The organism is Amycolatopsis sp. BJA-103, from assembly GCF_002849735.1.
Taxonomy (GTDB): domain Bacteria; phylum Actinomycetota; class Actinomycetes; order Mycobacteriales; family Pseudonocardiaceae; genus Amycolatopsis.
On sequence record NZ_CP017780.1, the window covers coordinates 9,319,411 to 9,339,437 of the forward strand.

Annotated in this window: 21 protein-coding genes; 13 read left to right on the top strand and 8 right to left on the bottom strand. The window is 68.6% G+C overall.

The window, feature by feature from the left end; all coding sequences use genetic code 11:
- Positions 1-7 precede the first annotated feature (7 nt).
- The 7 genes from BKN51_RS42085 (at position 8) to BKN51_RS42115 (ending at position 8,503) form a co-directional block, all read left to right on the top strand.
- Complete coding sequence (locus BKN51_RS42085; RefSeq protein ID WP_101612856.1) at positions 8-625, top strand: dTDP-4-dehydrorhamnose 3,5-epimerase family protein; 618 nt, start codon at positions 8-10, stop codon at positions 623-625.
- An 857-nt stretch (positions 626-1,482) separates the two neighbouring features.
- Complete coding sequence (locus BKN51_RS42090; RefSeq protein WP_233223871.1) at positions 1,483-3,183, top strand: phospholipid carrier-dependent glycosyltransferase; 1,701 nt, start codon at positions 1,483-1,485, stop codon at positions 3,181-3,183.
- A gap of 230 nt (positions 3,184-3,413) precedes the next feature.
- Positions 3,414-4,514 (top strand): 3,5-dihydroxyphenylacetyl-CoA synthase DpgA, encoded by a 1,101-nt coding sequence (dpgA, locus tag BKN51_RS42095; protein WP_101612857.1) that lies wholly within the window; start codon positions 3,414-3,416, stop codon positions 4,512-4,514.
- Between the two features lie 11 nt (positions 4,515-4,525).
- On the top strand, positions 4,526-5,170 hold the full coding sequence (dpgB, locus tag BKN51_RS42100) for an enoyl-CoA-hydratase DpgB (RefSeq protein WP_233223879.1): 645 nt from the start codon (positions 4,526-4,528) through the stop codon (positions 5,168-5,170).
- Positions 5,167-6,393 (top strand): (3,5-dihydroxyphenyl)acetyl-CoA 1,2-dioxygenase DpgC, encoded by a 1,227-nt coding sequence (dpgC, locus tag BKN51_RS42105; RefSeq protein ID WP_101612859.1) that lies wholly within the window; start codon positions 5,167-5,169, stop codon positions 6,391-6,393. Before dpgB ends, dpgC begins: the two co-directional genes overlap by 4 nt.
- The gene (gene dpgD / locus BKN51_RS42110; protein ID WP_101612860.1) at positions 6,390-7,187 is read left to right on the top strand and encodes an enoyl-CoA-hydratase DpgD; all 798 of its coding nucleotides are present in this window, start codon (positions 6,390-6,392) and stop codon (positions 7,185-7,187) included. Before dpgC ends, dpgD begins: the two co-directional genes overlap by 4 nt.
- Positions 7,188-7,414: 227 nt before the next feature.
- Positions 7,415-8,503 carry a 3-deoxy-7-phosphoheptulonate synthase gene (locus BKN51_RS42115; RefSeq protein WP_101612861.1) on the top strand — a complete coding sequence of 363 codons (1,089 nt, stop codon included), beginning with the start codon at positions 7,415-7,417 and terminating at the stop codon, positions 8,501-8,503.
- On the opposite strand, the gene BKN51_RS42120 is transcribed toward BKN51_RS42115, so the two are convergent.
- Entirely contained in the window at positions 8,504-8,905 is a 402-nt protein-coding gene (locus tag BKN51_RS42120) for a winged helix-turn-helix transcriptional regulator (RefSeq protein WP_233223891.1), read from the bottom strand. It abuts the gene before it with no gap.
- A 28-nt stretch (positions 8,906-8,933) separates the two neighbouring features.
- Here BKN51_RS42120 and BKN51_RS42125 point away from each other — a divergent pair, with 28 nt between their 5' ends.
- Complete coding sequence (locus BKN51_RS42125; protein ID WP_233223893.1) at positions 8,934-9,515, top strand: hypothetical protein; 582 nt, start codon at positions 8,934-8,936, stop codon at positions 9,513-9,515.
- A 7-nt stretch (positions 9,516-9,522) separates the two neighbouring features.
- Here BKN51_RS42125 and BKN51_RS42130 read toward each other — a convergent pair whose 3' ends face one another.
- Both BKN51_RS42130 and BKN51_RS42135 read right to left on the bottom strand, forming a co-directional pair.
- Entirely contained in the window at positions 9,523-9,768 is a 246-nt protein-coding gene (locus BKN51_RS42130; RefSeq protein WP_233223895.1) for a hypothetical protein, read from the bottom strand.
- A gap of 61 nt (positions 9,769-9,829) precedes the next feature.
- Positions 9,830-10,732 carry an oxidoreductase gene (locus BKN51_RS42135; RefSeq protein WP_101612863.1) on the bottom strand — a complete coding sequence of 301 codons (903 nt, stop codon included), beginning with the start codon at positions 10,730-10,732 and terminating at the stop codon, positions 9,830-9,832.
- A 95-nt stretch (positions 10,733-10,827) separates the two neighbouring features.
- On the opposite strand from BKN51_RS42135, the gene BKN51_RS42140 reads away from it, so the two are divergent.
- Positions 10,828-11,484, top strand: coding sequence for a response regulator transcription factor (locus BKN51_RS42140; RefSeq protein ID WP_101612864.1), 657 nt, complete (start codon positions 10,828-10,830; stop codon positions 11,482-11,484).
- On the opposite strand, the gene BKN51_RS42145 is transcribed toward BKN51_RS42140, so the two are convergent.
- Positions 11,481-12,374: an ADP-ribosylglycohydrolase family protein gene (locus tag BKN51_RS42145; RefSeq protein ID WP_101612865.1), complete on the bottom strand. Its 894-nt coding sequence runs from the start codon at positions 12,372-12,374 to the stop codon at positions 11,481-11,483. The two genes, BKN51_RS42140 and BKN51_RS42145, sit on opposite strands and share 4 nt — an antisense overlap.
- A 45-nt stretch (positions 12,375-12,419) precedes the next feature.
- Positions 12,420-12,779 carry a winged helix-turn-helix transcriptional regulator gene (locus tag BKN51_RS42150; protein WP_101612866.1) on the bottom strand — a complete coding sequence of 120 codons (360 nt, stop codon included), beginning with the start codon at positions 12,777-12,779 and terminating at the stop codon, positions 12,420-12,422.
- A gap of 91 nt (positions 12,780-12,870) precedes the next feature.
- Between BKN51_RS42150 and BKN51_RS42155 the strand changes: the two genes are divergently transcribed.
- The 3 genes from BKN51_RS42155 to BKN51_RS42165 all read left to right on the top strand — a co-directional run bounded on the left by BKN51_RS42155 (position 12,871) and on the right by BKN51_RS42165 (position 15,513).
- Positions 12,871-13,710: an SDR family oxidoreductase gene (locus BKN51_RS42155; protein WP_101612867.1), complete on the top strand. Its 840-nt coding sequence runs from the start codon at positions 12,871-12,873 to the stop codon at positions 13,708-13,710.
- Positions 13,711-13,958: 248 nt separating this feature from the next.
- Positions 13,959-14,270, top strand: coding sequence for a hypothetical protein (locus BKN51_RS42160; RefSeq protein ID WP_101612868.1), 312 nt, complete (start codon positions 13,959-13,961; stop codon positions 14,268-14,270).
- A gap of 34 nt (positions 14,271-14,304) precedes the next feature.
- Entirely contained in the window at positions 14,305-15,513 is a 1,209-nt protein-coding gene (locus BKN51_RS42165; protein ID WP_101612869.1) for a peptidoglycan-binding protein, read from the top strand.
- 488 nt (positions 15,514-16,001) lie between these two features.
- On the opposite strand, the gene BKN51_RS42170 is transcribed toward BKN51_RS42165, so the two are convergent.
- Both BKN51_RS42170 and BKN51_RS42175 read right to left on the bottom strand, forming a co-directional pair.
- Positions 16,002-16,412, bottom strand: coding sequence for a hypothetical protein (locus BKN51_RS42170; protein WP_101612870.1), 411 nt, complete (start codon positions 16,410-16,412; stop codon positions 16,002-16,004).
- Positions 16,413-16,527: 115 nt separating this feature from the next.
- On the bottom strand, positions 16,528-18,186 hold the full coding sequence (locus BKN51_RS42175) for an nSTAND1 domain-containing NTPase (RefSeq protein ID WP_101612871.1): 1,659 nt from the start codon (positions 18,184-18,186) through the stop codon (positions 16,528-16,530).
- A gap of 206 nt (positions 18,187-18,392) precedes the next feature.
- Between BKN51_RS42175 and BKN51_RS42180 the strand changes: the two genes are divergently transcribed.
- Positions 18,393-18,746, top strand: a complete 354-nt coding sequence (locus tag BKN51_RS42180) for a hypothetical protein (RefSeq protein WP_199193075.1) — start codon at positions 18,393-18,395, stop codon at positions 18,744-18,746.
- 64 nt (positions 18,747-18,810) lie between these two features.
- Here the strand turns inward: BKN51_RS42180 and BKN51_RS42185 are convergent, their stop codons facing one another.
- Positions 18,811-20,022: an amidohydrolase family protein gene (locus BKN51_RS42185; RefSeq protein ID WP_101613813.1), complete on the bottom strand. Its 1,212-nt coding sequence runs from the start codon at positions 20,020-20,022 to the stop codon at positions 18,811-18,813.
- Positions 20,023-20,027: the final 5 nt, after the last annotated feature.

Here is a 20,027-nt window from a genome sequence, read left to right on the forward strand (position 1 = left end):
GCAAGCCGTGCAAGCACGCAAACTCGCCGTCGAAGGCGCGATCGAGTTCACCCCGCGCGTCTTCCCCGACGACCGGGGCCGGTTCCTCTCGCCGTTCCAGGAAGAGGCCTTCACCGAGGCCCACGGCAGCCCGCTTTTCCGGGTGGCGCAGACGAATCACAGCGTGTCCAAACGCGGCGTGGTGCGGGGCGTCCACTACACCGTGACACCCCCGGGCGTCGCGAAGTACGTCTACTGCGCACGCGGCAAGGCCCTGGACATCGTCATCGACATCCGGGTCGGCTCGCCCACCTTCGGCAAGGTCGACGCGGTCCTGATGGACCAGGAACACCACCGCACGATGTACTTCCCCGTCGGGGTCGGCCACGCGTTCGTGGCGCTCGAGGACGACACCGTCATGTCGTACATGCTCTCCGGAAGCTATGTGGCGGAACAGGAACTCGCGCTCTCGGCGCTGGATCCGGCGCTGAACCTGCCCATCGACGACGGCATCGACCCGATCGTGTCCGATCGGGACCGGGTCGCCCTCACCCTCGCCGAGGCGGAACAGCAAGGGCTGCTTCCGGACTACGCCACCAGCGTCGAGCTCGAGCGGCAGTTGTCCGGAGTTCCGCTCTCCGCCTGATTTTCCTCCTCCGCCGAGACTTGCGCCGACGATCGCCATCACGGAACCCGACACCGTGATGGCGATCGCCGGCGTTTTGTCGTGCCCGTGAGGGGAAGGGGTGAAGGTGGTGGGTGGGTCCGGTTGGTCGTGAGTGGCGTTTCGGGTGTCGTGCACGGCCGCCATCCCGGTGTCGCGAAAGCCACTTTCGGGACGTCTGGTGTCCCGAAAGTGGCTTTCGCGACACCCGGGCTGGCTGGCGTGGCCCTCACGAGACTCGGCCCGCCACGCCACTGCCGCTCTGGCTCTCCTCTGCGGTACATGAAGGCCCCCTTCCTTGCGCCTAGGTACAGGAAGAGGGCCTTCATGTACTGCCGAGGGAAGTGGCCCTTCACGCGCCGCCGCCCGTGACTGCTGGGCTGGCGGGTGTTACTGAGGCTGCCGAGGGAAGTGGCCCTTCACGCGCCGCCGCCCGTGACTGCTGGGCTGGCGGGTGTTACTGAGGCTGCGGAGGGAGATCACGTAGTCCGTGAAGGCCTCCTTCACTACCTTCAGGGTAGGCAAGGAGGCCTTCACGGACCTGCGACCAACTCCAGCCACAAACAGCAGGTACCTAAGACCCCTTCGGCACTAACCAGAAACGCCACTCACGACCACCCCGCCACCGCCGCTCCTCTCCGGCACCCCCAGACCAAGTTCCGCCCGTGGACCGGATCAAGGGCGAAGATCATAATGATCAAGCTCTCTGAGTAACTGTCCCGTTACTGATCCGATAGGCGAACGCCGGTTCGCCGGGGGAAGGACGCCTCTTGACGACCAAGGGCATTGACGCGCCATCGGAGCTTCCAAGTCCGCCGGAACCGGACCGGTTCGGCTGGGTGAGACGAAACCGGCGATGGCTGCTCGGGCTCGCCGTGTTCGCGCTGCTCGCCCAGATGGCGATAGCGATGATCACGACGGCCGTGGAGCAGTCCCCGACCATCGACGAACCGGTCTACGTCGGCACCGCGGTGGTCTACCTCGACCAGCACAGCCTGCGGTACAACCCCGAACACCCTCCGCTGGGCAAGCTGATCATCGCCGCCGGAGTGGCTTTCACCGACCCGAAGATCGACCCGGCCTTCGAAAGCCACGAGTGGGAACTCGGCAAGCACGTCGTTTACGAGGCGGGCAACGATCCGGAACAGTTGATGCTGGCCGCCCGGCTGCCGGTGATCGTGCTGACGCTGTTGTTCGGGCTGGTCGTGTTCGCGTTCGCTTCCGACTTGGCCGGCCGCGCCGGCGGGCTGGTGGCGCTCACCCTGTTCACCTTCTCGCCCGACGTCATCGCGCACGGATCACTGGCCACGCTCGACGTCCCGGTGGCCGGTTTCCTGCTGACGTCGGCCTGGCTGGTGTGGCGTGCGAGAAGCCGCCCCGCCCTCTACCTCCCGCTCGCCGGGCTCGCCCTCGGCGCGGCCACGGCCACGAAGGTCCTTTCCCTGGTGGCGGTTCCGGTCCTGGTCCCGCTGGCCGTGCTGTCCGTCTGGCACGCCCGCCGCGCCCGGGGCCTCGACCTGAAGAGCCCGGCCCTGCTGATCGGCCGCGGCCTGCTGGCGTCCGCCGGGATGGCGCTGATCGCGATCGCCGTCGTGTGGGCCTCGTACCTTGTCGTGGATCCGGGCCTGCACTGGGAGACGCCGGAGGGAATGCAACCCCTGCACGGGATGCGGACCCTCGTCGAGTGGTTGCCGTTCCCCCAGCCGTTGAAGGACGGCATGCGGTTCCAGTTCGAACTGGAAGACCACGTGTGGCACAACTTCCTGTTCGGCAGGCATTACACGGGTTCGCTCTGGTACTACGGGCCCGCCGCGCTGCTGGTGAAGACGCCGCTGGGCGCGCTGGCGATTTGGCTGGCGGGCGCCGCCGTGATGCTGTCGGTTCGCCGGTTGCGCCCGGCGGCACCGTATGTGCTCATCCCGACGGCCGTGCTGATGGCCACGGCCATGGTCATCGTCCGCGACAACGGCGTCCGGTACCTGGCCTTCGCGCCGATGTTCCTGGCCGTCGCGGCGGCCGCGGTGGTCGTCCTCCGACGACGGTGGGTGAAGGTGGCCGCGACGGTGCTGGTGGTCCTCGCCGCGGTCAGCTCGCTGCTGACGTTCCCTTACTACCTCCCGTATTCCAATATGGCGTTCGGCGGCCCGGCGAACACGCACCGGTACCTGCTCGACTCGAACGTCGACTGGGGCCAGGACCTCGGCCGCCTGGCGGATCGCCTGAAGGAGAGCTACCCGGGCGAGCGGACCTGGCTCGTCTACCAGGGCAGCGCACTCCCGTCCTACTACGGCATCGACGCCGCCGACCCGTTCAGGGTGCCCGTGGACGAGGTGCACGGGCTGCTCGCGGTGTCGGACTCCGCGATTCTCGGGGACTATGACGACAGTTCGGGCGGAGGCGGAGGCGGCGGCGTCGGCGGTCTCGGGGGCGGTGAGGTCTCCGGGGTTTCCGGTGCCACCGGCCGGCTGGCCGCGCTGCTCGACAGCAGCACGCCGATCGACACGGTGGGCCACTCCATCACGATCTACCGGCGGCCGTAGGGCACGCCGTCAGTCCACTTGAGACGTTCCGTCGGCGGTCATTCGTCCGAATCGTTCGTCCGTAACCAAAATCCGGCTGGGAACGGGCCTTGGACGATTGACCGCCGAGTTCGGCGAAGCCTAATTTCAGGAATGTTCACTCGAGATCCGCGAAAGGTGAGATCGATGCCCGCTGCGCAGTTCAAGCAGCTGTTCCGTAGCAAGCTGAGAACATGGGGGTGGATGTACCGATGACTGCCATTGCCGAACCGGCCGAGGACCTTTCCGTTTTCACGGGGCTGACCGAGATCACCAGGTTCGCCGGGGTGGGGACCGCCGTGTCCGCGTCGTCCTACTCGCAATCCGAACTCCTCGAAATCCTCGACGTCGAGGATCCGAAGATCCGGTCGATCTTCCTGAACAGCGCGATCGACCGGCGCTTCCTCACACTTCCGCCGGAGGGTCCCGGCGGGCAGCGAGTCTCGGAACCGCAGGGCGATCTGCTGGACAAGCACAAGAAACTCGCGGTCGACATGGGATGCCGGGCGCTCGAGGCCTGCCTGAAGTCGGCGGGCGCGACGCTTTCGGACCTGCGTCACCTGTGCTGCGTCACCTCGACCGGTTTCCTGACCCCCGGCCTCAGCGCGTTGATCATCCGTGAACTGGGGATCGACCCGCACTGCAGCCGTTCGGACATCGTGGGCATGGGCTGCAACGCGGGCCTGAACGCGCTCAACGTGGTCTCGGGCTGGTCCGCGGCACATCCTGGTGAGCTCGGCGTCGTCCTGTGCAGCGAAGCGTGTTCCGCCGCTTACGCCCTCGACGGCACCATGCGGACCGCGGTGGTCAACAGCCTCTTCGGCGACGGATCGGCGGCCCTCGCGGTCATCTCCGGCGACGGCCGGGTGCCCGGCCCGCGGGTCCTGAAGTTCGCGAGCTACATCATCACCGACGCGGTCGCGGCGATGCGCTACGACTGGGATCGCGAGCAGGACCGGTTCAGCTTCTTCCTCGACCCGCAGATTCCTTACGTCGTGGGCGCGCACGCCGAGATCGTGATCGACAGGCTGCTGTCCGGTACGGGGCTGCGCCGCAGCGACATCGGCCATTGGCTGGTGCACTCCGGCGGCAAGAAGGTGGTCGACGCGGTCGTCGTCAACCTCGGCCTGAGCCGGCACGACGTCCGTCACACCACCGGAGTGCTCCGCGACTACGGAAACCTCTCCAGCGGCTCCTTCCTCTTCTCCTACGAGCGGCTCGCCGACGAGGACGTCACCCGTCCCGGGGACTACGGCGTGCTCATGACCATGGGGCCTGGCTCCACGATTGAAATGGCGCTTATTCAATGGTGACGCGTAACGAAGTGAACGGCGAACTGGTGCTGCGTTTCGACGGGGCCCGGCCGCTGTCGGCCGCGGCGGTCGAGGAGATCGACGCGCTCTGCGATCGCGCCGAGGACCACCGGGGAACGGGACCGGTCACCATCCACGTCACGGGCGCCCCGCCCGCGGGCTGGGCGAACGGACTCGCCGTCGGCCTGGTCAACAAGTGGGAACGGGTCGTGCGCCGGTTCGAACGGCTCGGCAGGCTCACGGTCGCGGTGGCGTCGGGGGAGTGCGCCGGAATGGCGCTGGACCTCCTTCTCGCCGCCGACGTCCGGATCGCCGAGCCGGGCACGCGGCTGCGGCTCACGTGGGTCGGCGGCGGCGCCTGGCCGGGGATGACGATCTACCGGCTCACCCAGCAGGCCGGTGCGGCGGGGATCCGGCGGGCCGTGCTGCTGGGAACGCCGATCGAGACCGCTCGCGCGCTCGCCCTCAACCTCGTCGACGAGGTGACCGCGGACCCGGCGGAGACGCTGGCCGGGCTCGCCGATGCCACGGACGGCGCGGAGACGGCGATCCGCCGTCAGCTGATCTTCGAAGCGGGCTCGACCACCTTCGAGGAGGCGCTCGGCGCTCACCTGGCCGCGGCGGACCGGGCGTTGCGACGGGAAGCCAAGTCGTGACAACGGATTCCGTGACTCTGCCGCCAGGGCTCGATCTTCGGGCCCTGGCGGGGGAGGCCCACCGGGTCGACGACGGCGTCCGGGCGATGCGCGCGGACTTCATGGAGGCGCATGCCGAGGAGATCTACGCCGAGCTCACCGACGGCCGGACCCGGTACCTGCGCATCGACGAACTCGTCAATGCCGCCGCCCTCGCCTTTCCCGGCCTGGTGCCGACGGAAGCGCAGATGGCGGCCGAGCGCTCGCGGCCACAGGCGGAGAAGGAAGGGCGCGAGATCGACCAGGGCATCTTCCTGCGCGGGATCCTGCGTGCCCCGAAGGCCGGTCCGCATCTGCTCGACGCCATGCTCCGGCCCACTTCCCGGGCGTTGCGGTTGCTGCCCGAATTCGTCGAGACCGGCGTCCTGCAAATGGAAGCCGTCCGGCTGGAACGCCGCGACGGCGTCGCACACCTGACCCTGTGCCGGGACGACTGTCTGAACGCCGAGGACGCGCAACAGGTCGACGACATGGAGACCGCGGTCGACCTGGTGCTGCTCGATCCGTCCGTCCGGGTGGCGCTGCTGCGGGGCGGCGTGATGAGCCACCCCCGGTACCGGGGCCGCCGGGTGTTCTGCGCGGGGATCAACCTCAAGAAGCTGAGCGCCGGCGAAATCCCGCTCGTCGATTTCTTGCTGCGGCGGGAAATGGGCTACATCCAGAAGATCTTCCGCGGCCTGTACACCGACGGCTCGTGGCACTCGCGGTTGACCGCCAAGCCGTGGATGGCTGCCGTCGATTCCTTCGCGATCGGTGGGGGGACTCAGCTCCTCCTGGTCTTCGACCACGTGCTGGCGGCGTCCGACGCGTATCTCAGCCTCCCCGCGGCGAAGGAGGGGATCATCCCCGGCGTCTCGAACTTCCGGCTTTCCCGGATCGCCGGGCCGCGGGTGGCCCGGCAGGTGATCCTCGGCGGACGCCGGATCCAGGCGGCCGAGCCGGACGCCCGGTCGATCGTCGACGAGGTCGTCCCGCCGGAGCAGATGGACGTGGCGATCGAGGGCGCACTGGCCCGTCTCGACGGAGAAGCGGTGGTGGCCAACCGGCGCATGCTGAACCTCGCCGAGGAACCGCCGGAGGAATTCCGCCGGTACATCGCCGAATTCGCGTTGCAGCAGGCATTGCGCATCTACGGCGCGGATGTGATCGGCAAGGTGGACGGCTTCGCGGTGGGGTCGCGATGAGCGAAACCCGGGTGCGGTACGAGAAAAAGGACCACGTCGCCCACGTGACGATGGACCGGCCCGACGTGCTGAACGCGATGGACCGGCGGATGCACACGGAACTCGCCGGGATCTGGGACGACGTCGAGGCCGACGACGACATCAGGGCGGTGGTCCTGACCGGCGCGGGGGACCGCGCGTTCTCCGTCGGCCAGGACCTCAAGGAACGCGCGCGGCTGACCGAAGCGGGCGTGGAGCCCTCGACGTTCGGCAGTGGCGGTCAGCCGGGTCATCCCCGGCTCACCGACCGGTTCACGTTGTCCAAACCGGTGGTCGCCAGGGTGCACGGATACGCGCTGGGCGGCGGTTTCGAGCTGATGCTCGCCTGCGACATCGTCGTCGCCTCCGAGGACGCGGTGTTCGCCCTGCCGGAGGTCCGGCTCGGATTGATCGCCGGCGCGGGCGGGGTTTTCCGGCTGCCGCGGCAGTTGCCGCAGAAGGTGGCGATGGGGTATTTGCTGACCGGGCGCCGGATGGACGCGGCGACGGCGCTTCGCCACGGACTGGTGAACGAGGTCGTCCCGGTGTCCGAACTGGATCGGTGCGTCGCCGAATGGACGGACGATCTCGTCCGTGCCGCCCCGCTTTCGGTCCGTGCCATCAAGGAGGCCGCACTGCGGTCGCTCGACCTCCCGCTCGAAGAAGCGTTCACCGCCTCGTATCCGTGGGAAGAACGCCGCAGACGGAGCGCGGACGCGAGCGAGGGCGCCCGTGCCTTCGCCGAGAAAAGGGATCCGATCTGGACGGGCCGGTAAAGTGCGGACGGCGTGTGGAAACAGGGTTGGACAGGGCTTTTTCCATTGTTTTGAGTGACGGATGGTGGGAGATTTCGACGTAAGAGAAATCTCCGAAAATTCCTCATCGCTTGCGTGAAGCCGGGCTTTCCCAGCCTGTTTCTTCGTTCACCCGAGACCGCCGCCCAGGCCGGGAAATCCCGGCTTTCCCTGACGCCCGGTGCCGGCAGAAACCCTGGATATCTGTGATGACAACCATCGCCGCCGTCGATCTCGACAACCAGCGCATCGACCGCATGGTCCCTCTGGTCACGCCGGCCTTGCTGCACCACGAACTGCCGCTCAGCACCACCGCGGCGGACACCGTGCGGCAAGGCCGCGAAACCGTCGTCCGCGTCCTCGACGGGACGGACGACCGGCTGCTCGTGATCGCCGGACCCTGTTCCATCCACGATCCCGCCGCGGCACTCGAATACGCCGACCGCCTGGCGTCGGTCGCGGGCCGATTCGTCAACGATCTCCTGATCGTCATGCGTGTGTACTTCGAAAAGCCCCGTACGGTCGGCGGCTGGAAAGGACTCATCAACGACCCGCACCTCGACGGCACCGGCGACGTCAACCGCGGCCTGCGTATCGCACGGGACCTCCTTCTCGAACTCGCCGAAGGCGGCCTGCCCGCCGCGTGTGAATGGCTGGACACCACCATTCCGGCTTATCTCGCCGACACCGTCTCGTGGGGCGCGATCGGCGCCAGGACCGTGGAAAGCCAAAACCACCGGATGCTGGCCAGCGGCCTTTCCATGCCCGTCGGTTTCAAGAACCGCCGCGACGGTGATGTCACCGTCGCCGTCGACGCGATCCGTGCCGCCGAAGCACGCCACGTCGTCCCCGGCGTCGACCCCAGCGGGCTGCCCGCCATCCTGCACACCGTCGGCAACCCCGACTGCCATCTCGTCCTGCGCGGCGGGAACTCCGCGCCCAACCACAATCCCGCGTCCGTCCGCGCGGCGCTCACCGCGCTGCAGACCGCCGGTCTGCCGCGCCGGGTCGTGATCGACGCCAGCCACGACAACAGCCGCAAAGACCATCTGCGGCAGGCCATCGTCGCCGATCAGATCGCCGACCAGATCAGGACCGGCCAGCGCGGCATCGTCGGCGTCATGCTCGAATCCAACCTCCAGGCGGGACGGCAGGACCTCCACCCCGACCGGCCGCTCACCTACGGACAGTCCATTACGGACGCTTGTATCGACATGGCCGCCACCCAGGAAGTCCTGCAGAACCTCGCCACGGCGACCGCCGCCCGGCGACGGCAGGGCAAGTCGGGCGCGAAGTGACTACCTGATCGCGCCGGCGCACCCCATCGCCGGATTCGGCGCGGCCTCGCCGCCGGTGCGCTCGAGGTGCGTCTCGCCCCAGACCCTGACCGCTTCGACCACGGGCAGAACCGTGGTCCCGTAGGGAGTGAGCCGGTAGAGGACGCGCGCCGGGACCGGCCCGGTCTCCACGCGTTCGACGAGTCCGTCTGCCTCGAGTTCGCGTAACTGCTCGGCCAGCACCTTGGGGGTGATGGGGGTGCCCCGGCGGCGGAGGCCCGCGAAATGGGACTCGCCGTGGGCGAGCCAGTACAGCAGGGTCAGCTTCCATTTCCCGCCGAACGCGGCGAACGCCGCCGCCATCGGGCAGCCGGGCAGGGGATTGGGGCGAGAGGGGTTACCCGCAGGTGCCTTCTTGTCCATGGCCGGACTCCACTCGGATAGTCGGACCATGACCGTGCCATACAAACGAATCCTGACGGTGGGCCTCGCGGCCTTCATGCTGATCGCGACGGCGGTGTCGGGCGACGCCTCGACGCCGCCCGCGTCCTCGACGGGCGCGGACGGCCAACGAGCCTTCGACTGGGAGATCGGCACCTGGCGCTCCACGGTGCGGGTCCTCGCCGAGCCGCTTTCGGAGACGGCCGACGAGTGGCTGCACTTCGCGGGCACGAGCACCGTCCGCCCCCTGCTGGACCGGCGGGCCAACGTCCTCGAATTCGAGGTCTCGGGGGTGAACGGCCGCATCGAAGCCCTCAACCTGCGGCTGTACGAGCCGCAGGCGAAACGGTGGAGCCTGACCTTCGTCAACGTCCGCGACGGTCTGCCCACCCCGGCGGTGTACGGCGGGTTCCGTGACGGCGTCGGCGAATTCCTCGGCGACGACCAGTACGGCGGCCGTCCGGTCAAGGTGCGCTTCCGTGTCGTCCGCCCGAGTCCGGACGAGGCGAGGTTCGAGCAAGCGTTCTCGGCGGACGGCGGGACGACCTGGGAAACGAACTGGGTCGCCGTGGATCACCGCATCCGGCGGTGAAATGCGGTCACCTGACGGCATCCGCCGGGTCGTCGGTCTTTTCGCGGGTTTCGATGACCTCCGTCGCGCCTCGTTTGCTGAACGCCGCCCAGAGGTTGAACCCGATGATGCCGATCCCGACGGCGAGCCACAGCCAGAGAAACCCGTTGTTCCGCCCGATTCCGCTGAAGAGGCCGAACAGGAGAATCGCCGCTCCGAACACCGCGCCGAAGATCGCCATCGGTTTCGACGGTTTCACGCTGAAAGAGGTCACTCTTCGACACTCCGATCGTGTAGTTCCCCCATGCGGTCGGAGTGCCCACCGGCCCGCTCCGTCAAACGCCGCCCGCGATGCCTTCGAGCAGGGCCAGTTCCTCGCCGCTGAGCCGGATACCGCCCGCCGCGACGTTCTCCTCCAGATGGTCCGGGTCGCCGGTACCGGGAATGGCGAGCACGTGGTCCCCGCGATGGAGAGTCCACGCGAGCCGGATCTGCGCCGGGGTCGCGTCGTGAGCCGCGGCGACCCGGGCGACTTCGGCCTGCCCTGGCACGGCACCGGGAGCGGCGCCCGGAAGCGAGGTCGTGACGGCGAAGAACGGCACGAACGCGACGCCGTGTTCGGCGCACAGGTCGACCAGGGCGTCGTCCTCCCGGTCGGTCAGGCCGTAGCGATTCTGCACGCAGACCACCGGCGCGATGGTCCTCGCTTCGGTCAGCTGGTCGGCCACGATGTTGGAGATACCGAGATGGCGGATCAGGCCCGCCTCGCGCAGGTCCGCGAGCGCGCCGAAATGTTCGGCCACCGAGCCGGGTTCCTTGCCCATCCCTGCGCCCCAGCGCAGGTTGACGACATCGAGGTGGTCGAGGCCGAGCTGCCGGATGTTCTCCTCGACCTGGCCGCGGAGCTGGTCGGGACGCGCGAACGAGAACTCGCCGTCGCGGGAACGGCCCGCTCCGACCTTCGTGGTGAGCACGAGGTCTTCGGGATAGGGCTGGAGCGCGGTGCTGATCAACTCGTTCGCCGACCGCGTGGGGGTGAAGTAGAACGACGCGGTGTCGATGTGGTTGACGCCGAGCTCGATCGCCCGGCGCAGGACGGCGATCGCGTCGTCACGGCTCTTGGGCTTCTCGTCCCAGGGCATCCCGGTCAGCCGCATCGCGCCGAGACCGACGCGGTCGACCGTGCGGTCACCGAGCCGCCAGGTGGCCGGGGGAGTGCTGTCGCGGAGGTTCGTCATACCCGTCAGCGTCGCGACGGGCCCGCCGGAGGTCAGGAAATGGCAACAACCTGCCACCTGGTCGCGGGCGGCGAAGGTGGGGCAATATCGATCCCATGCGGACGAGTGATGCGGTCACGGTCGTGCACGGCGAGGAAGAACTGTTCCGCCGGGTCGGGCACTTGTTCTCGACGGTGACCGACCTCGCGTGCGCCGCCAACGACCTCGCGACCTGGGTGGCCGATCGCCGGTCGGAAGAGCTCACCGCGGCGGCGGAGCGCCGGACCGGCGACCTGCGGATCCGCAAGATCTACCGGGCGGGCCTGCTGCTCGATTCGGTGTCCGCGCAGGAGCTGGCGAGGATCCGCGACCGGTTCGGGGCGCAGATCCGGATCTCCGCCGAAGACGTCAACGAAACGATCATCATGGACGGCAGGCTCGTGATCCTGGCCGGCGACCTCATCGCGGGGCGGCGCGGCTACAGCGTCATCACCCAGCCCGAAACCGTGCAGGGAGTGATGTCGCTGTTCGAGACGGCCTGGCGCTCGGCGACCGATCTCGCCGTCTACGACGCGCGGGTCTCCGAGATCCGCCGTCTCGCGCCCGCGGTGCTGGACCTGCTCGGCAGCGGCGTCAAGGACGAAGCCGCCGCCAGGACCCTCGGCCTCGGCGTGCGGACCTACCGGCGCCGGGTGGCCGAACTGATGGCCGCGCTGGGCGCCGAGTCCCGTTTCCAAGCGGGCGTCCGGGCACGCGAACTCGGCTTGGTCTAGCCGTCGACGGCGCCCGCCCAGTCCGGGAGGGGCTCGCAGGCGGCCCGCCAGGAGGGCGGTAGCCCGTCGACACCGACGTGGGCGGCGACGATGCCCCCGACGATGGCGCAGGTGGTGTCGACGTCGCCACCCGCGCCCGCCGTGATCCAGATGGCCTGCTCGTAGTCGTCGAGGTTCCGTGCCGCGGCCCACAGCGCGAACGGCACCGTGTCGTGGGCACCGGTGTAGCGGCCGTTGCCGAGTTCGTGGACGGCGATCGCGGGCGACGGCACGTGGGCCAGGCCCCGGGCCGCCCAGACACCGTGGTGCACCCGGCCCGGGGGGACCCGTCGCAGGACCTGGTCGAGGAAGTCCCTCGGCGACGGCGGCTCGGGGGCGGCGGCCAGCGCGGAGGCGACCGCGACGGCGATCGCGCCCGCCACTCCGTCCGGATGCGTGTGGGTCACCTCGGCCGACAGCGCCGCCTGGCGCGCGGCCTCGTCCGGATCGTCGGCGAACCAAGCGCCGAGCGGCGCGACGCGCATGGCGGCGCCGTTGCCCCAGGAACCCTGTCCGTCGAACAGGTCCGCGACCAGTTCGCGCCACGAGCCGCCCTCGCGGACCAGCCGCAGCATCCGGTTCATGGACGGTCCGTAGCCTCGGTCGAAGTCGTGGCGCGCCGCGAAGCTCGCGGCCAATAGGTCTTGGTCGACGTGGCCGGTCCGGGTCAGCACGGCGAAAACCGAGCACGCCATTTCGGCGTCGTCGGTCCATTGCCAGGGGCTTGGCGGCGGTTGCCGCCGCTCCCAAGCGTCACGATTGTCGGGGACGAAGAACTGGGAACCCAGAGCGTCGCCGAGGGCGAGTCCGTACAGGGAGTTCAGGGCGAGTGCTCGCCGGTCAATGGTCATCACGACCATCTTCGCCTTAGGGGGCGCCCGGTGTCGCGTCGTTTCTCAGGCCGACAACCGCGCCGTGATCCGGTCGAACAGCTCCGTCAGCGGTTCGCCGACATCCCGGCCGAACTCGGTCAGCCCGTAGGTGACCTGGGGCGGCGTCGTCGGTTCGACCTTCCGCCAGACAAGGTCGTCCTCGACCAGCGCGCGCAGGGTCTGGGCGAGCATCTTCTCGCTGATGCCCCTGATGCTTTCGCGCAGTTCGTAGAACCGGAGGTCGGTGTTCCGCAGGGAGATCAGCACCCAGACACCCCACCGGCTGGTCACGTGGTCGACCACGTCGCGAGCGGGACAGTCGGTGTGAAACACCTCATACGGCCGCCCTGACCCGGTCTCCTTGAGCTGTGCGCCTTCCGCCATGTCATGAGCTTACCTGGAGGTATGTCCTTACCAAAAGTTAGCTCCGCTCCTAGCGTTCCGGCCACAGAAGACATCGGACGAGGAGCTGTTCATGATCGTGGTGACCGGGGCTACCGGAAACATCGGCAAGCCGTTGACACAGGCGTTGGCCGAGACGGGTCAGGAGGTGACGGCGGTGTCGCGGCACGCCGCCGCGGTACCGGACGGTGTCCGCCACGTGGTGGCCGACCTGGCCGACCCCGCCGGGCTCGAGCCCGTGTTGTCCGGGGCGAAGGCGTTGTTCCTGTTGCTGTCCGGCGACCTGCACGCGGCCGGAGCCAGCCCGGCCGACGTCATCGGCCAGGCCGCGGCGAGCGGGGTCCGCCGGGTCGTCCTGCTGTCGTCGCTGGGCGTGGCGACCAGGCCCTTCGGCTCGACGCGGATCGCGCTGCGAGCGGTGGAGGACACGCTGCGGGAGTCCGGGATGGACTGGGTCATCCTGCGTCCGGGTGGGTTCGCCTCCAACGCCCTGTGGTGGGCCGAGTCCGTCCGTGAGCGGCAGGTGGTCGCCGCGCCGTTCGGTGACATCGGGGTGCCGGTCATCGACCCGGCCGACATCGCCGACGTCGCGGCGGCCTGCCTGCTGGACGACCGGCACACCGGCGGCGTCTACGAGCTGACCGGCCCGGAGGTGATCACACCGCGTCAGCAGGCGGAGGCCATCGCCACCGCCCTGGGCTCGCCGGTGCGGTTCCACGAGCTCACCCGCGCCGAAGCCAAGGCCGGCATGGCCGAGACCATGCCGGCGGAACTCGCCGACGACACCTTGGACATCCTCGGCTCCCCGAAGCCGGAGGAGGTGCGCGTCAGCCCCGACGTCGAGCGGGTCCTCGGCCGGGCACCTCGCCCCTTCTCCGACTGGGCGGCCCGCGCCATCGCCGCTTTCCGCTGATACCGATCCCGTCACCAGGCGCCCCGGAACCGATTCCCGGTTCCGGGGCGCCTGGCGTTTCGGCCAGGGCGAATGCGGATACCGACGCGGTAAGATCCTCCCGCCGACGTGGGGAACCAAAGCGCGGCCGGATGCGTCGGTGTACACGAATGTGGTCATCCGCGTTTCGGGAAACGGTGCGCACAGGTGACTGTGAGCTCATAGGCTGCGCGGTAGAGCAGCGTGGGACAGCAAGTGAGGGAGCACTCATGACTCGCCGATTCGATCCAGAGCAGATCGCCGCGCTGGCCAAGAAGGTCGGCGGGCTCAAGGACGGCTTCAGCAAAACGGGCAAGGACCTGGGCGACGGCGACCCCGGTGGCGCGTTCGGCGACCTGAGCAACGCGGCCAACACGGGTAAGACGGTGAAGGGTTTCCACACCGGGGTGAACGCCCAGCTGGCCGCCGCCGAGAAGCTCGTCGACGCCGCTTCCCAGGCATTGGCCAACGCCGCCCAGCGCATGCGTAACGACGAGGCCGCGGGTGTCCACACCCTCGGCGGCAACCGCGAGCGGTCTTGATCGGACTGAAGACGGGAACCAGGGGGATTTACCGATGACCACCGCGGAACGTGACCAGCGTGCGCTCGACGACCCGGCGCACGACCGGCCTAAGTCGCTGGACGCCATCGACAAGCACGCCCAGCAGGCGCAGAAGCTCAACGCCGGTGCCGTCAACGATCAGGCAGCGAAGGTAGGCGGAGCCGCCACCCGCGCCAACGATCTCGGAGACGATCTCAAACTCTTCCGCGACGACGTGCTGCGCGAATGGGAAGGCAAGGACGCCGACGCCGTCGCCGACCACCTCGAAAAGCTCGGCAAGGCCAGTTACAAGGTCAGTGACAAGGCCGAAGCCGCCAAGAACATTCTTCAGCGCGTGTCCGAGATCCTCGACGACACCAAGAAGAAGGTCGCCCAGCTCGCCCAGGAAGCCAACGACAAGGACGCGGACAATCGCGCCCTGATCGGCGCGGCCCGGAAGCGGAAGAACAGTTCCGACGACGAGAACGAGATCGCCGCCGCCGCGTCGGACATCGAGCGGCTCCGGCAGCTCAACGAAAAAGACTCCAACGGCAAGAAAGACGAGATCGAGCGGGTACTGGACGCCGCCGAGAAACAGATCGACGATCTCCTCAAGCCGCTCGGCCTGGAAATCGAGAACGGTTTCCTGGAATTGGTGCCCGCCGACACCGGCCAGACCACGGCGTCGAGCGTCAAGGCCAGCCCCGTCGATTCCCGCATCAGCCCGACTCCCAGCTATGGCGGCGGGGACGGCGGCGGTGGTGGTGGCGGAGGCGGCGGCGGTGGCGTCGCCGGGGTGCAGGGTGACGGGCGGCCCGCCAAGCCGATCGACGCGCAGGGCGACAACCCGGCCAAGATCGCCGAGCAGTTCCTCGGGCGCAACGCCGGTGACCTCAAGGGCAGCGGTGAGCTTCCCGCGATGCAGTCCTGGGTGCCCAACAACGTCAACTGCGCGAACTTCGTCTCCGGCTGCCTGGAGGCTTCCGGCCTGATCGACAAGGGCCAGGCCAGTGCCTCCGTCGCGGGCCTGACGGCCAACCTCGAAGCGGACGGCTGGAAGTCGGTCCCGCTCTCCGAGGCGAAACCCGGCGACGTGGTCATCTCGAACAACGGCGGGCACGTCGTGCTGTACGCGGGCGATGGTCAGTTCATCGGCTCGAACAACGTCAACCCCGACGGTTCCCAGAAGATCAGCATGGGTGGCGGTGGCGGTCTCGTCAAAATCCTGACCCCGCCGACCTGATCCGCTTCACCTCGCGAGTGGTAGGGACGGTTAGAGCGGACCGGTATTTGCCTACCTACGCGTGACCAGGGCGAAGATGGTGTGCGGTAGTCGAGGGGGTCGCTCAGGTCTCGGAGTTCGATGACACCGGAATCTCACCGCGGCACGTTCGAGTGTGGAGGATGTTTGATGATGAAGGATTTGGGACGTTGAGTGTCCCGATTCCTTCATCGTCGAGGGGTCGCTCCGGTCTTGGTACTTGATCGACGGAGGATCGGGGACACTCAACGTCCCCGATCCTCCGTTGATCAAGACCGTGGTCTCGCGAACGGCAGCCGAGTGGGGAGGATTTGGGACGTTGAACGTCTCAAATCCTCCCCACTCGCCCACATCGGCATCCAGAACAAGCTCTACAAGCCACCGAGATGACATCAGGATCCAGTGGGCAGGCAAATACAGGTCCACCAGAACCGTCCTTACCACTCACGAGGCTTGAGCTTGTGCCGAAGTCAGAACCCGAACAACGTCCGCGGCGCTTCGTGGTCGTCCGCCCAGGTCAGCCAGGCGACGTCCGTCGGACCGATGGCGTAGTCGGACAAGCGCCAGGACCGCGCGTCGTTGTCGGCGGCCGCATCGTCCCGCTTCTTGAGCAGGGCGACATAGACGTCGGACATGACGCCGTCGGCCCGGCGTGCCTCGTAGACGGTGCCGTCGTAGTACGGACGGCCGGCTTCGGTGCCGCGCATCGTCCCTTGCAGGAACACCCAGGGCCCGACGCGGTCGAGCTGTTCCACCTCCACCCGGACACGATCGCCGAAGTACTCGTCGAGTCGTGCGGTGGCGGCCTGGAGTACCGCTTCCCGGACCGGGTCACCGGGGGTCAGCGACACCGGAAAGGACCGGGCGGACGGGCTGTACATCGAGCTACCTCCCAAGAGCGGAACAGCGATCCGGCCGACCGTGGCGACCGTATCTGCTGGCTCCGGTGATGCTACAGCTTCGTCCCTGCCCAGTCCTGGCTTCGGCGACACGCGGTCACCAGCAAAGCGCCAAGGTCTGTCTCCGTTCCCGGACGGCCAGCGCGACCGAGGCCGCGGCAACCCCGCTCACGACCACCACCGCGGCCGCCAGCCGTCGGAGCCGCCACGCGGATCGGTGCGCCCGGGCCGTCTCTTCTTCGCGGGCCTGGATGCTCGCGTCGAGGAACTGGTGTTCCCGGAGGGTCAATCTCGCCCCTCCGGCCAACGCGATCGCTTCATCGAGCTGGCTGCCCCGGTAGAGCGGCGCCGGGTCGCGGTCCGCGCGTTCCCACACCCCGGCGGCCTCGGTCAGCCGCCGATGCAGATACAGGGCGCCACGGCCGGTGGACAGCCAGCTCCGCAGCCGCGGCCATTCCCGGATGAGCGCGTCGTGCGCCAGCTCCAGCCCATCGGCGCCCGCGGTCACGAGCCTGGCGTCGATCAGCCGGGCGACCACCGGCGCGGCGGCCGGGTCGAGTTCGTGCGCGGGGACGCGCCGCCGGGTGTCGTGGCCGTCGGCGCCCAGCGTGGTCAGCCGGACGAACACGTCCCGTGCCTGCTGCCGCCCGAGTTCGTCGAACTCGCCGAAAACCTCCTCGGCCGTGTCGGCCAGGGCGCGCGTTATCCCGCCGGCCGCCTGGTACGCGGCGAGGGTGAGCGTGGCGCCGTGAGGGCGTTGCCAGGTCCGGCGCATCGCCTGGGAGACCAGCGGGAGAACGCCGTGCCTGCCCGCCGTCTCGGCCATGACCGTGGCGACCAGCGCGCCTTCCAGCTGGTGCCCGGCGGCGATCGCCGGGCGCATGATCGCCGAGCGCAGCTGCTCCGCGGTCATCGGCCCGGCGTCGACCCGGTTCTCGGGCCGCAGCGCCGCGGCGAGCGCGGGATACCTCTCGCAGTGTCCGATGAAATCCGAACGCACACCCACCACGAGCCGGGTCCGGCTGTCCGGTTCCTGGACGGCGTGCAGGAGCACCGCGACGAAGGCGTCACGCTCCTCCACGGTCCGGCAGCGGGTGAAGACCTCTTCGAACTGATCGATCACGAGCAGGAGTTCCGCGTCCTCGTGCCGCCTCGCCAGGAACTGACGGACACGCAGGTGCAACCCCGCCGGATCCGCCGTCAGCTCCCCGTGCAGCCGGACCGCCGATCCGCCGCTCACCGCGGCCAGCTGGATCGCGCCTTCCCGGAGCGGATGCGGCCCGGGAGTGAATCGCAGGATCGTCCGATCCCGGCCGGATCGCCGGACCGCCGCGATCAGTCCGGCCGCCAGTAAGGACGACTTGCCGGATCCCGAAGCGCCGGAAACCGCGAGGAGTCGTCGTCCGGTGACGTGGCGCGACAATTCTTCGACAAGGCGCTCGCGGCCGAAGAAATAGTCGGCCTGGTGTGCCCCGAATGCGTTGAGACCCGGATAGGGGATCTCTTCGTCGATTTCCTCGGGCTCCGCGACACGGTTCATCGCGGCGGTCCCGTACCAACGCTCCTCCCACTCGGCGAGGTCGCCTTCGCACGCCCGGACGTAGGCCAAGGTCACCGCCAGAGTCGGCAGTTTCCGGCCACCCGCCGCGTCGGACAAGGTGCTCGCCGCGTAGTGGGCCCGCTTGCTCAATTCCCGGTACGGCGGGCTTCCGGCGTTCTCGCGCAACCGTCGCAGATCCCCCGCGAACTGTGACAACGAATCTTCTTCCGTAACGAATGGACGTTCATGTCGTGGCATCAGCCACCCCCCAGGTGTCTGCTTTTCCCCATTGTCCGGAAGTTTGTCGTTCGCTGTCCACTCCCCGGCACAGAACACTGCCGGCGCACTAGACAGGTGACAGCGGGTGCCGTGCTTCACGCGGCTCTCGCTCTCGAAAATCGGAAATGATCACTGGAGGGGAAATGAAAAACGTGGGGATCCGCGGAATCGCGGTGGCGGCGGGGGCCGTCGCACTCACCGGGGGCATCCTGCTGGCAGGTGCCGGCTCGGCGTCCGCCGATACCGAGGTGAAGCATCACTCGGCGATCGGCGGGGAGGTCGGCACCAGTCACGTGGGCAGGTGGACGACCACCTACTACGACGGCGTCGCCTGGAACGCCACCGTGTTCGTCGACTACGGCCGCAGCGGCGCCTACACCAAGTGCTCGGACGGCCACCGGGTCTACGGACCGACGGTGGGACCGGGAACCTGGCTGTGGGGCGGCGATTGCTACAACCACGGCAACATCGTCGACTACGGCTCGTACGAAGGCTGACAACAGCCTGAACGGCGGCCCGTTCCCTCCTTGGGGGCGGGCCGCCGTCACCCGTCCGGGTCGATCAGAGGTCCACCACCGACAGTCCGTCCGCCACGACGACGCCGTCGTGCAGGACCGTGCGGTCCTTGCCGCGGTCCATCACCGCGCTCGTCGGGGTTTCGCCGTCCACCAGCAGCAGGTCGGCGCGGTCGCCCACGGCCACGCCGGGACGGTCGGCGATGCCCGCCAGCCGCGGGACGTCGTGGCGCATGATCGACGCGCCACCCATCGTCGCGACGGCCAGCGCCATTTCGATCAGGTCGTCGCGGCGGAAGCCGTGCGTGAAGGCCAGTTGCCAGGTGCGGTCGAGCAGATCGCAGTTGCCGTACGGGCTCCAGTAGTCCCGCTGGCCGTCTTCCCCCAGGCCGACGCGCACGCCCGCGGTCGTGAGGTCCGCCAGGGACAGCTGGCCGTCGACGGACGGCGCGACGGTCGCCATCGCGATGTCCAGCTCCGCGAACGTGTCGATCAGGCGGCGGCTCACCGATTCCGAAATCGAGCCCAGCTCGTACGCGTGGGACAGGGTCACCTTGCCGCGCATGTCCAGCGCGCGGACCCGCTCGATCACCAAATCGGTCGAGAACACGCCCAGATGCCCCGGCTCGTGCAGGTGGATGTCCACCTCGACGCCGTACTTCTCGGCGAGGCCGAAAACAACGTCGAGATGTCCCTTGGGGTCCTTGTCCAGCGAGCACGGGTCGATCCCGCCGACGACCGTGGCGCCTGAACGCAGCGAGGCCTCCAGGACGTCCACGGTGCCGGGCTCACGCAGGATCCCGGCTTGCGGGAACGCCATCACGTCGACGTCAGCGTGCCCGGCGAACCGCTCCTTCGCGGCGAGCACGGCGTCGAGCTTCTCCAGCCGGCAGTCGACGTCCACCTGCGCGTAGGTGCGCACCCGGGTGGTGCCGTTGGCGATCATCCGCTCCAGCGTCCCGGCGACGCGCTCGGGCAGCGGCACCTCGGCGTCACGCCAGTTCTCACGGTCGTTCAGCATCATCGCCCAGACGCCCGGCGCGCCCGTATGCGGCCGGAACGGCAGGCCGACGCGAGTCGAGTCCAGGTGGACGTGCACGTCGCTGAACGACGGGAACAGCAGCCGCCCGCGCCCCTCGACCGTGCCGGGTGACGGCGCGGCGGCGGGATCGTGCGCCCGCACCGCGGTGATCCGGCCATCGGCCACTTCGACGTCACTGTGCTGTCCACCCCACGGGCGGACGTCACGGATCAACACGGAGA

Excerpts from the sequence above, each read along its gene's own strand:
- dpgA (WP_101612857.1), top strand. The coding sequence starts at position 3,414 with ATGACTGCCATTGCCGAACCGGCCGAGGACCTTTCCGTTTTCACGGGG.
- dpgD (WP_101612860.1), top strand. The coding sequence starts at position 6,390 with ATGAGCGAAACCCGGGTGCGGTACGAGAAAAAGGACCACGTCGCCCAC.
- BKN51_RS42115 (WP_101612861.1), top strand. The coding sequence starts at position 7,415 with ATGACAACCATCGCCGCCGTCGATCTCGACAACCAGCGCATCGACCGC.
- BKN51_RS42120 (WP_233223891.1), bottom strand. The coding sequence starts at position 8,905 with ATGGACAAGAAGGCACCTGCGGGTAACCCCTCTCGCCCCAATCCCCTG.
- BKN51_RS42125 (WP_233223893.1), top strand. The coding sequence starts at position 8,934 with ATGACCGTGCCATACAAACGAATCCTGACGGTGGGCCTCGCGGCCTTC.
- BKN51_RS42135 (WP_101612863.1), bottom strand. The coding sequence starts at position 10,732 with ATGACGAACCTCCGCGACAGCACTCCCCCGGCCACCTGGCGGCTCGGT.
- BKN51_RS42140 (WP_101612864.1), top strand. The coding sequence starts at position 10,828 with ATGCGGACGAGTGATGCGGTCACGGTCGTGCACGGCGAGGAAGAACTG.
- BKN51_RS42145 (WP_101612865.1), bottom strand. The coding sequence starts at position 12,374 with ATGACCATTGACCGGCGAGCACTCGCCCTGAACTCCCTGTACGGACTC.
- BKN51_RS42150 (WP_101612866.1), bottom strand. The coding sequence starts at position 12,779 with ATGGCGGAAGGCGCACAGCTCAAGGAGACCGGGTCAGGGCGGCCGTAT.
- BKN51_RS42155 (WP_101612867.1), top strand. The coding sequence starts at position 12,871 with ATGATCGTGGTGACCGGGGCTACCGGAAACATCGGCAAGCCGTTGACA.
- BKN51_RS42160 (WP_101612868.1), top strand. The coding sequence starts at position 13,959 with ATGACTCGCCGATTCGATCCAGAGCAGATCGCCGCGCTGGCCAAGAAG.
- BKN51_RS42165 (WP_101612869.1), top strand. The coding sequence starts at position 14,305 with ATGACCACCGCGGAACGTGACCAGCGTGCGCTCGACGACCCGGCGCAC.
- BKN51_RS42170 (WP_101612870.1), bottom strand. The coding sequence starts at position 16,412 with ATGTACAGCCCGTCCGCCCGGTCCTTTCCGGTGTCGCTGACCCCCGGT.
- BKN51_RS42180 (WP_199193075.1), top strand. The coding sequence starts at position 18,393 with ATGAAAAACGTGGGGATCCGCGGAATCGCGGTGGCGGCGGGGGCCGTC.